Consider the following 784-nt stretch of genomic DNA (forward strand, 5'->3'; position numbering starts at 1 on the left):
ACGATGTTCGGATCCTGGCGCAGGAAGGAGCGCAGGGCGGTGGCGAAGTTGCGCCCGATCGACTCCTTCGTCTGCACCTGGTTGATGCCGGTGAGGTTGAACTCGACCGGATCCTCGGCGGTCAGGATGTTGGTCTCGGCGGTGTTGCGCGTCTGCAGCGCCGAGTAGAGGGTGTTGGTCTTGCCCGAGCCGGTAGGCCCGGTGACCAGAACCATGCCGTAGGGCTGGGCGATGGCGTCCTGGAACTTGGAAAGCGACTCGATCTCGAACCCGAGCTTGGTCATGTCCAGCATCAGGTTGTCTTTGTCCAGCAGCCGCATGACGATCTTCTCGCCGAAGATCGTCGGCAGCACCGAGACGCGGTAGTCGAGCTCTTTGTCCTTGTCGCCGATCTTGGTCTTGATCTTGATGCGACCGTCCTGGGGCAGGCGCTTCTCGGCGATGTCGAGCTTGGCCATGATCTTGAGCCGGCTGGTGATCGCTTCGCGCAGGCGCAGCGGCGGGTACATCACCTCGTAGAGCAGACCGTCGACCCGGTACCGGCAGCGGTACTTCTTCTCGTAGGGCTCGATGTGGATGTCCGAGGCGCCGCGCTTGATCGCGTCGGTCAGGATGATGTTGACCAGGCGCACCACCGGCGCTTCGTCGGATTCGTCGGCCAGCGCGTCGATGTCGAACTCTTCGGGCTCCCCTTCGCGGACCTCGAGATCGTCGGTGGCGTCGCCGCCGAGGTCCTCCATCACCTTCTTGAGCTCGAGCGCGCGCGTGGAGCCGTCGTACTTCC

1 protein-coding gene is annotated in these 784 nt (G+C 63.5%); it reads right to left on the reverse strand.

What is annotated here, in order from left to right; all coding sequences use genetic code 11:
* Positions 1–784, reverse strand: a 784-nt coding sequence (gene cpaF, locus GY769_05030) for a Flp pilus assembly complex ATPase component (protein ID MCP4201281.1), incomplete at both ends; no start/stop codon positions are given.

Source organism: bacterium, assembly GCA_024224155.1.
GTDB lineage: Bacteria > Acidobacteriota > Thermoanaerobaculia > Multivoradales > JAHEKO01 > CALZIK01.